Here is an 8,985-nt window from a genome sequence, read left to right on the forward strand (position 1 = left end):
TGAATCATTCCTTTTCCGTGCGGGGCGGTGCGCCCACGGGTTCGGCATCGGCAGGTGCGGGATCCGCGGGTGCGGGGGGCTCAGGTGCGGGGGACGCGGAGGGGGGTTCGGAATCGGGAGTCCGCACGGCGGCGGGGGGTGTGGTGCGGGTGAGGAGAGGGGCGGCCACGCTCCGGACACGGCCCGCCAGTCCGGCCAGTCCCGTCGGGGCCACGAACATCACCGCGATGATCAGCAGGCCGAACACCACACCGGGCGCCGCCTCACTGATGTCCTGGGCCACGCTCGGCACGTACATCACGAACGCCGCCCCGAGCAGCGGTCCGTACAGCGAGGCGAGGCCACCGACCACCAGGCCGGCCAGCAGTGTGATCGACAGGACGAAGCTGAACGAGTCGGGTGAGACGAAGCCGATCACCCAGGTGTACACACACCCGGCGACACCCGCGAACATCGCGCTCCAGGCGAAGGCGAGGGTCTTGTGCAGGGACAGCCGCACCCCCATGACCTCGGCGGCGCTCTCGTTGTCCCGCACGGCGAGCAGTGCCCGGCCGACCCGGGATCGCAGCAGGTTGCGGGCGAGCAGCAGGGCCACCGCGGCGACGGCGAGGACGACGAAGTACATCCACTGGTCCTCGGCCAGCCCGCTCCACGCGGGCGGCTGCAGCTTGTCCACGGTCAGGCCCATGGAGCCGCCGGTGACCGGTTCGAGCCGCTTGAGCAGCGGCGGCAGGAACACCGCGAACGAGAGGGTGACCAGGGCCAGGTACAGCCCCCGCAGGCGCAGGGCGGGCACTCCGAACCCGAGGCCCAGCAGGAAGCATCCGACGGCCGCGACGGGCAGCGTGACCAGGTGGCCGGTGTCGTAGCGGTCGAGCATGACCGCCGCCGTGTAGGCGCCCGCCGCGAAGAAGGCGCCGTGCCCGAGCGAGATCTGCCCGCCGAATCCGACCAGCAGGTTCAGTCCGGCCAGCGCCACGGCGTACACCAGCACCATGGTCAGCTGGAAGACCTGGAAGGGGGCGAAGTAGAACGGGGCTCCGATGGCGAGGGCCGCCGCGAGCAGCGCGGTGAGCGCGGCCCGCAGACGCCGGGCACGGTCGGCGCCGAGTGGTGTGACGATCGTGCTCATGCGCGCTCCACCGCCGCCCGTCCGAACAGGCCCTGGGGCCGCACCAGCAGTACAGCGAGAATGATCACCAGGGGGACGCCCACCTTGAGATCGGCCCCGATCACCTCCACGTACGCCCCGGCCAGCGTCTCGGCGACGCCCACGAGCAGGCCGCCGACAACGGCGCCGACCGGGCTGTCGAAGCCTCCGAGGGTGGCCGCGGCGAACGCGTAGATCAGCACCCCGCCCATCATGTTGGGCTCCAGGAACAGCACCGGGGCGACCAGCACGCCCGACACCGCGCCGACCGTCGCGGCCAGCCCCCAGCCGAACATCAGCACCCGGCCCACCCGGATGCCCGACAGCCGGGCGGAGGCGGGGTTGCAGGCGACCGCCCGCATCACCAGGCCGATGGAGGTGTGCTGGAACAGCAGATACAGCAGGCCCATCACCACGGCCACCACCCCGATGATCCCGAGCGTCGACCAGTCCACCCGCACCCCGGCCAGGTCGAGCCCGCCGTCGGGGAACTGCTGCGGGAAGTCCTTCACGGTGAACGACCAGATCAGACCGGCCATCGCGTTGACGAAGATGAACAGGCCGACCGTGACGATGACCGTCGTCAGCTCGGGTGCGGCCTGCACGGGACGGATGACGATCCGCTCGATCAGCATGCCGCCGGCGAACGACACCGCCAGGGTGACCGGCAGCGCCAGCCAGAACGGCATCCCGGAGGCGACGAGCTGCCACGCCACATAGGTGGAGATCATGGCGAGCTCGCCCTGAGCGAAGTTGACGATCCCCGTGAACCGGTGGATCAGCACCAGGGCCAGCGCCAGGCTGGCGTAGACGGCGCCTGAGCCGACCCCTTCCACCACTTGCTGGAGCACTTCGGTCACCGCGCTCACCCGCCCGTCCCCGCGCGGACGGAGACCCCGAGGTACACCTCGGCGACCTGTCCGTCCTCGCGGATCTGTGCGGCCGGTCCGGACAGCACCAGGCGGCCGGCCTCCAGTACGTGGGCCCGGTGCGCGACATCCAGCGCGAGTTGGGCGTTCTGCTCGACGACGACCACGGTGGTGCGTTCCTCCTCGTTAACGGCACGGACGATCTCGAACAGCTCGCGTGTGACCAGCGGGGCGAGCCCCAGCGACGGCTCGTCCAGGAGCAGCAGCGAGGGCCGTGACATCAGCGCCCTGCCGATGGCGAGCATCTGCTGCTCGCCGCCGCTGAGACTGCCGGCGGCCTGACGGGCCCGATCGCGCAGCTTGGGGAAGTAGCCGTAGATCCGGTCCAGGTCGGCCGCCACGGCCGCGCGCTCGGCGCGCCCGCGCCGCCAGTGGCCGGTGTGCACATGGGCGCCGATGCGCAGGTTCTCCGCGACGGTCAGGTCGTTGAAGGTGCCCCGGCCCTCGGGCACGTGCGCCACTCCGAGCCGGGCGGCCTGCTCGGGCGAGCGGCCCAGCAGCTCCGTACCGTCGAAGGTCACCGAGCCGCGTCCGCGGACCATGCCGCACAGGGCCCGCAGGGTGGTCGTCTTGCCCGCGCCGTTGGGGCCCAGGACCGCGCACACTTCGCCGCGTGCGACGGTGAAGTCCAGGCCCTGGAGCACGCGGGCCTGGCCGTATCCGGCGTGCAGGTCGGACACCTTCAGGAAGTCCGGCTCCGCCGGTGTCTTCCCCACGGCCTCGGCACCCGCCTCGGTCCCGGTGTCGTCGGTGGTCGGCTCGCTCATGCGGCCACCCCCAGGTACGCCTCGATGACCGCCGGGTCGCGCTGGATCTCCTCCGGCGGGCCCTCGGCGATCTTGCGCCCGAAGTCGAGGCACACCACCTTGTCGCACAGGCCCATCACGAACCCCATGTGGTGTTCGACCACCACGAGCGTCAGGTCGAAGTCCTCGCGCACCGCCCGGACCAGATCCGCGAATTGGTCGACCTCGCCGTGGCTGAGACCGTTGACGGGTTCGTCGAGCAGCAGCAGTCGTGGGCGTACCGCGAGTGCCCGGGCGAGTTCGACGCGTTTGAGGGTGCCGAACGGCAGCCCCGAGGCGGGGTGGTCGGCGACGTCCGCCAGCCCGAGCCGCTGGAGCAGGTCGTCCGCCTGGTCATGCAGTTCCTTTTCCTCCCGTCGGACGCGGGGCAGCCGGAGTGCCGCGGCGAGGTGTCCGGTGCGCCCCCGGTGGTGGGCGCCGACCATGACGTTCTCCCGGACCGTGAGCCGCGGGAACAGTCCCAGGTTCTGGAAGGTGCGGGCGATGCCACGCCCGGCCACGGAATGCGGACGGAGGGCGAGCAGGTCCTCGTCCTCGAACCGCACCGTTCCCGCATCGGGGACGCAACGCCTGGTGAGGCAGTTGAACAAGGTGGTCTTGCCGGCTCCGTTCGGTCCGATGAGCCCTACGGCAGTGCCCGGCTCGACGGTGAACGCGACACCGTCCAGTGCCGTGATCCCGCCGAAGCGCACGCTGATACCGTCGACCGCGAGCATCAATGACGCCCCTTCCGATGTGCTGGGGGGTGAGCGAGCGTCACAGTAGGTGGCGGCCTTCCGGGCGCACATTGGGTGCGAGCACCCAACTTCACGGCCACCGACTTGTGCGCCGCGCCCAATCCCCCGGATATCTCGCCCGCCGGACCTGTTGACGTGACACGACGCAGAGAGCGACGATCTGCGCCATGCCTCGCGGTCCCGCCTTGGGCGCCCCCGCACTCTCCGAACCGCTTCTCCGGGAGCGGCACCGGATCCTGCACGCCGTCCAGGACCGGCTTGAGGAGATCGCGAAGACCACCGTCGCGGTGATGCGCACGGAGATCCCCTCGTACGCCCTGCAGGACGAGCGGTTCTTCGACGACGTACGGGACCAGGTGCTCACGCACTACCGGATGCAACTGGCGGCGCTGGCCGGCGACCGCGAGATCGCCCCCGAGGACCTGGTCTTCAGCCGCGCCGCAGCCATGCGCAGGGCACGCGCGGGGTTCGCCCTGGAGGACTGGATCAGCGCCTTCCGGGTCGGCCGGCAGGTGCTGTGGGACGCGATTCTGGACTGCGCGGGCCCGACCGCCGAGGCCCAGCAGGCCGCGCTGTCACTCGTCACACCGCTGATGCGGTACGTCGACTACGCCAGCGCCCATGCCGCGCAGGCCTATGTCGAGTACAAGCAGCATGTGGTCGCGGACGCGGACCGGGAGCGCCGGGACCTGCTGGACCAGCTCCTGTCCGGCGCGGCACCGATACGCGGCCCACTGCACGCCGCGGCCCAGGCGTACGGCATCGGGCCGCACTCGCCGATGATGGCGGTCGTGGCCGTGTGCGTCGACGACACCCGCACCGGCGACCTCACCTCCGCCGAGCACGGCTATGCGACCAGCGCGTCCATCAGCGTCGCGGGGCCCTGGGCCGGCCGAACCCTGGTCGTCGTCCGCCACGGCGAGGTGGTGGCCGTGCCCGTGGTCCGCACCGGTATGGACGCGGACGACATCTGCACTCACTTCGAGGCCGTACAGCGGCGGCTCGCACGGGAGGGAACCATGCTCGCCATGGGCATCAGCACCGTCGCCCAGGGCGCGGGCGAACTGCCGCGCGCCTACGAGGAGGCCCGGGCCGCCCTCGACCTCGTGCCGAACGGGGGCGGGGTGGCGGCTCTGCCGCGCCTGTCTCCCTTCGACTACCTGGCGCTGCGCGCCGACGACCTCGCCCGCCAGCTGGTCGATCCCCGGGTGCGTGCGCTCCTGGAGGAGGACCGAAGACGGGGCGATCCGCTGGCGGCCACCATCCGGGCCTTCGCCGAGGCGGATCTCAACCTGCGGCTGGCCGCCGACCGGCTGCGGGTGCACCACAACACGGCGCACTACCGGTTGCGCCGTATCGAGGAACGCACCGGGCGCAATCCGCGCCGGATCGCCGACCTCCTGGAACTGCTGGTCGCCCTCGCCATCCGCGACGGGGCCGGAGAAGACGGAGATCACCAGTGAGCGGAATCCTGGAGCCGACCGGGAGGCAGACGCCACCTCAGCACCCGGACGGGCAGGCGAGGACGCGCCCGCCGGAAGCGCTTGCCGAGCGGGACGGCTCCGTCCGGCACGCTCTGCTGAACGCCGCGCTGGAGGTGTTCATCGAGCGCGGCTACACCGAGGCCGGTCTCCATGAGATCGCCACACGCTCCGGCATCCCGCTGGGCAGCCTCTTCCAGCACTACGGCGGAAAGCGCGGCCTGTACCTCGCCCTCTGGGAGGAGTTCCGGGAGCAGCAGGAGCGCCGGACCGCGGCCACGCTGGCCGCCGAGCGCGACCGTGGCGTGGACGATCCCATCGCCCTCTTCGTCGCGGGGGCCAGGGCCTACCTGGAGGGTGCCTGGGACAACCGGCGCCTCGCCGTGCTCCTCGTGGAGGACGACGGCCCCGCCGGCATCGACGCGCTGCGCCGCCAGTGGGACCGCGCGTGGGTACGGCGCAACGCCCGGCTTCTGGAGGTGGACGAGAAGCGGCGTGTCGGCCGGGTTCGGGTGAGAGTGCTGACCACCGTGATCGGCGGGGCGGCGCGCGAGCTGGGTGACTGCGAGGACGAGACGGAGGCCCGGGAGATCGTGGACGAGGTGTGCGGCATCCTCATCCACCTGTCGGCTCCGCCCGACTGAACGCACCGGCGGGGTGATCGACGTGGTGATCCTGCTGGAGGGATGCGGCGCGCACAGGCCGCATCCCCCGGCGCTCCCGCGCCTTCGTCACTGGCTGTTGACGAATCCGATCGTCAGGGCTCCCCACCACCCGAGTTGGGAGAGGACGGCCGAGATCACTCCACGCACGAGCAACCGCCGCGGGGGCCGGGAGCCTGCCCGGTCGACCAGGGTGCGGTGCAGGGCCTGCGCGTGCACTCCATTGAGCGCGATCAGGAGAACAAGCACCAGCTTGACCCGGGTGAGGGGTGCCCGTGGGTCGGGGTCGAGGGCGGTCCCACTCAGCACCAGCCCGGCCAGCCCCACCCACACGGGCACGTGCAGCGGGCCGGCGAACTCCAGTGCCTGACGCAGGCTGCGCCTTCCCAGCAGCCACAGCGTGCCGTAGTAGTCGATGGTCAGCACCGAGCCCAGTCCGATGACCAGCGCCCCCAGATGCACGAACAGCGCGACCGTGCGCACCACAGGGTCGGCCTCCACATGGAGCGCCGCCCACACGCTGCCCGCCCAGGCCAGACAGATGAGCACGTCGGCGCCGACGAGTGTCCAGCCCTGCCGACGACTGCGGGACGGACCCGGATGCATGTGATCACCTCCGTGACGGAGCGGTGGAGCGGGCACCCGCACGCCCCACCGCCTGAGGCCGATCAGTCCTGGGCCACCCAGCCGGCCATGATCCCCATGACGTCGCCGTGCGCGTGCCCCGTGCTTTCGTACCTGCTGGTGATCTGCAGAACATCCCCCCGGTGGATCGTGCCGAGGGGGTCACCGCTGCAGGGCGGCATGGCCGAGATCTCGGTGTTGCCGTGCAGGTCGATGAACTCGGGGCTGCCGCCTTCCTCCGCCACGACGGTGCACAGGGGCTCGCCCGTGGTGAGGTTCTCGGTTCGCACCGAGTGACCGCCGTGGTGGAGATGGCCGCGCATGTGCACCAGCGTCCCGGAGATCGTGGACCGCCAGCGTCGGGTCTTCTCGCTGACTCCGGCCGGAACGTCGTACGCGCTGCCGAGGCATCCGCCCGCGTCCATCCAGATCGGTGTCACCTCTTTGAGCCGCGAACCGGTGGCTGATTCATGTGTGTAGGTGACGGAGATGTATACCGTCTTCTTCTCCGGGGCGTGGTTCATCAGGTCGTAGAGCATGTTCCACCGCTCGCCTCTGCCGACTTTGATGCCGTATCCGGAGGGCAGGACGCTCTCCACCCGCTCATTGCCGGAGGCGAATATGCGCTGCGGGCCGTTGCATACGACATCGTTCTTCCGGTGGTTTCCCATCACCATGTGATGCAGCATGGGGCCGGTGTTGACATTGGCGTTCGTCCCGTCCTCATAGACCAGATTGGCCTTGAATCCGGTGATGAAGCAGTCGTCGCACGGCTTTTGGACGTTGAAAGAGAGTCGGTTGGGGATCTCCCCGTGGTCGTGCCCGGCCGCGGCCGGGATGGTGAACGATCCGTACCGTACGGTCGTGACCTGCGGGCCACTGTGCTGCCGCGGTATGTCGGGGGCGGAAGCGGCGGCGACCGGGGGCACGGCGCCGGCCGTCAGCGCCGTGACGACGGCGGCGGCACTCACCGCGAGTTTTCGGAGCAGCATGTTTTCCCTCCTCTACCGGTTAGGGTTTCTCCGAATCGGTCGGTACGCACGGAAATTGAACGTCGACCGGCACTGGATAGAAGCGGACAGCGCATATCGAGGGGGTCTCCCTCACCGACAATTGCCTCGCTCGACCGACCGTAGAGTGGCGTGCGGCCTTTCCACTGTCAACCGATGCCCGCCCGCGGCGAAGACGGGGAGATTTCCGCCGAGTTGCTGACCAGCGTGTCCTCGAAGTGCTCGCCGCGCGGGGCCGGCGCAACACCGGCGACTTCACCGATTCGTGGTGGTGGTGCGCCGTGGTTCAGCCGCCGTTCCTCCGTGACCACTCCCCGGCCGAGCGCCGGGCTGTGGTCATGGAGCGGGCCGTGGCCGAAGCCAGCCCGGCGAAGAGCCTGTGCACCAATGCGGTCCACGCCTTGCGGTCCGGGCCCGAGTAGTCCACGGCGGTCAGTACGTCCACCCCGAGGGATACACACAGCACCAGGCGGGCGCAGGCGGCGGCGTCGACCTCGGGGGCCAGTGAGCCGTCCCGTTGGGCGAGTTCGACCAGTTCCGTCAACTTGGCTTCAGCCCTGCGCAGCGCGGCATGGACCCTTCGGGCGACCTCGTCGTCCCGCCGCGCGGCGGCCAGCGCCTCGCTGACCAAAGGCGCCCACGTTCGCCGGCGGGGGTCGGAGAGGTCGGTGGTGACCATCTCAAGCAGGTCGGTGGAGGCCGCCCCACGATCAAGCGCCTCCATCAGCTTGCGTGCGGCGGCTGCCAGGCCGCGATCGACCGCCTCGGCAAGAAGGTCTGCCTTGTTCCTGAAGTTGCCGTAGATCGCACCGGTGGACAGCCCGGCACGACGGGCTATGTCCTGCACTCGCGCTCGGTCGTAACCCTGCTCGCCGAATTCGAGAACGGCCGCCTCGATCAGCCGGTCACGGATCAGCGCACCGGACTGCCTCGCCAGGGAATCGGGCTCTGCCACGACTCAAGCCTATCCGCGCAGCTCCGGCATCCAAGGGGCCTTCGCAGAACGGCACTTGGGGCGACACGGCCCTTGCGCTCCCTGTCGAGAATAGTCATTATTCTCGACCTGAGGCGTCGAGCCGGGAGCGTGCGTCATGACGTACGGCACCGAGCAACCCCCCATCATCGGCAGACAGGCCGAGCGCCAAAGGCTCGCGGCGGCGCTGGACTCCTGCCGCGGAGCCCGCGGGGGCGCCCTGCTCCTGACCGGTGACCATGGCATCGGCAAGACCACACTGCTGCGCCACACATCCCAACTGGCCCATGACTTCCGCACGGTCAGGGCCGACGGGGTACCGGCGGAGCAAGACCTGGTCTACGGAGCGGTGCAGCGGCTGGTCGGAGCGCTGACGCCCGATCTTCCTCAAGTGACCCCGCAATCCCGGGAGTTGCTTCAGCGGCTGCTGCTCGGGCACATGCCGTCGCCCGGGGAGCAACCGCTCGTCGGCGTCGCCGTGCTGTCCCTCCTCGCGAAGGCGAGCGCCCGCCGCCCGGTGGGGGTCTGCGTGGGCGATCGGCCCCGGGTCGACGCCGAGGCAACTTTGGGACAAGGGGTCGGTTGCCCACTGAGGAGTTTTGAGATGTTTGTT

10 protein-coding genes are annotated in these 8,985 nt (G+C 70.2%); 3 read left to right on the plus strand and 7 right to left on the minus strand.

Features of this window, described 5'->3' with window-relative positions; all coding sequences use genetic code 11:
* Positions 1 to 4: 4 nt before the first annotated feature.
* From ACFWYS_RS15480 to ACFWYS_RS15495, 4 genes are read right to left on the minus strand one after another with little or no spacing between them, the layout of a single operon-like run.
* Positions 5 to 1,132: a branched-chain amino acid ABC transporter permease gene (locus ACFWYS_RS15480; RefSeq protein ID WP_384767905.1), complete on the minus strand. Its 1,128-nt coding sequence runs from the start codon at positions 1,130 to 1,132 to the stop codon at positions 5 to 7.
* The gene (locus ACFWYS_RS15485) at positions 1,129 to 2,019 is read right to left on the minus strand and encodes a branched-chain amino acid ABC transporter permease (protein ID WP_384767908.1); all 891 of its coding nucleotides are present in this window, start codon (positions 2,017 to 2,019) and stop codon (positions 1,129 to 1,131) included. Before ACFWYS_RS15485 ends, ACFWYS_RS15480 begins: the two co-directional genes overlap by 4 nt.
* A complete protein-coding gene (locus tag ACFWYS_RS15490; protein ID WP_384767911.1) occupies positions 2,016 to 2,846 on the minus strand; it encodes an ABC transporter ATP-binding protein in 831 nt (276 codons plus the stop codon). The genes ACFWYS_RS15485 and ACFWYS_RS15490 overlap by 4 nt, the downstream gene beginning before the upstream one ends.
* Positions 2,843 to 3,601: an ABC transporter ATP-binding protein gene (locus ACFWYS_RS15495; RefSeq protein WP_384767914.1), complete on the minus strand. Its 759-nt coding sequence runs from the start codon at positions 3,599 to 3,601 to the stop codon at positions 2,843 to 2,845. Before ACFWYS_RS15495 ends, ACFWYS_RS15490 begins: the two co-directional genes overlap by 4 nt.
* Positions 3,602 to 3,789: 188 nt before the next feature.
* Here ACFWYS_RS15495 and ACFWYS_RS15500 point away from each other — a divergent pair, with 188 nt between their 5' ends.
* Positions 3,790 to 5,085 (plus strand): PucR family transcriptional regulator, encoded by a 1,296-nt coding sequence (locus ACFWYS_RS15500; protein WP_384767917.1) that lies wholly within the window; start codon positions 3,790 to 3,792, stop codon positions 5,083 to 5,085.
* On the plus strand, positions 5,082 to 5,747 hold the full coding sequence (locus tag ACFWYS_RS15505; protein WP_384767920.1) for a TetR/AcrR family transcriptional regulator: 666 nt from the start codon (positions 5,082 to 5,084) through the stop codon (positions 5,745 to 5,747). The genes ACFWYS_RS15500 and ACFWYS_RS15505 overlap by 4 nt, the downstream gene beginning before the upstream one ends.
* A gap of 87 nt (positions 5,748 to 5,834) precedes the next feature.
* On the opposite strand, the gene ACFWYS_RS15510 is transcribed toward ACFWYS_RS15505, so the two are convergent.
* From ACFWYS_RS15510 to ACFWYS_RS15520, 3 genes are all read right to left on the minus strand, one after another.
* A complete protein-coding gene (locus tag ACFWYS_RS15510; RefSeq protein ID WP_384767923.1) occupies positions 5,835 to 6,371 on the minus strand; it encodes a hypothetical protein in 537 nt (178 codons plus the stop codon).
* A gap of 62 nt (positions 6,372 to 6,433) precedes the next feature.
* Entirely contained in the window at positions 6,434 to 7,381 is a 948-nt protein-coding gene (locus tag ACFWYS_RS15515) for a hypothetical protein (protein ID WP_384767926.1), read from the minus strand.
* 304 nt (positions 7,382 to 7,685) lie between these two features.
* Entirely contained in the window at positions 7,686 to 8,354 is a 669-nt protein-coding gene (locus ACFWYS_RS15520) for a TetR family transcriptional regulator (RefSeq protein WP_384767929.1), read from the minus strand.
* Between the two features lie 136 nt (positions 8,355 to 8,490).
* Here ACFWYS_RS15520 and ACFWYS_RS15525 point away from each other — a divergent pair.
* The coding region (locus ACFWYS_RS15525; protein WP_384767932.1) for an AAA family ATPase at positions 8,491 to 8,985 on the plus strand (495 nt) is incomplete at its 3' end.

Origin of the sequence: Streptomyces sp. NPDC059010 (assembly GCF_042740355.1) — a bacterium.
Classification (GTDB): Bacteria; Actinomycetota; Actinomycetes; order Streptomycetales; family Streptomycetaceae; genus Streptomyces.

What these genes read in the sequence shown, in the direction of transcription:
- ACFWYS_RS15480 (WP_384767905.1), bottom strand. Translation starts at nt 1,132, where the DNA reads ATGAGCACGATCGTCACACCACTCGGCGCCGACCGTGCCCGGCGTCTG.
- ACFWYS_RS15490 (WP_384767911.1), bottom strand. Translation starts at nt 2,846, where the DNA reads ATGAGCGAGCCGACCACCGACGACACCGGGACCGAGGCGGGTGCCGAG.
- ACFWYS_RS15495 (WP_384767914.1), bottom strand. Translation starts at nt 3,601, where the DNA reads ATGCTCGCGGTCGACGGTATCAGCGTGCGCTTCGGCGGGATCACGGCA.
- ACFWYS_RS15500 (WP_384767917.1), top strand. Translation starts at nt 3,790, where the DNA reads ATGCCTCGCGGTCCCGCCTTGGGCGCCCCCGCACTCTCCGAACCGCTT.
- ACFWYS_RS15510 (WP_384767923.1), bottom strand. Translation starts at nt 6,371, where the DNA reads ATGCATCCGGGTCCGTCCCGCAGTCGTCGGCAGGGCTGGACACTCGTC.
- ACFWYS_RS15515 (WP_384767926.1), bottom strand. Translation starts at nt 7,381, where the DNA reads ATGCTGCTCCGAAAACTCGCGGTGAGTGCCGCCGCCGTCGTCACGGCG.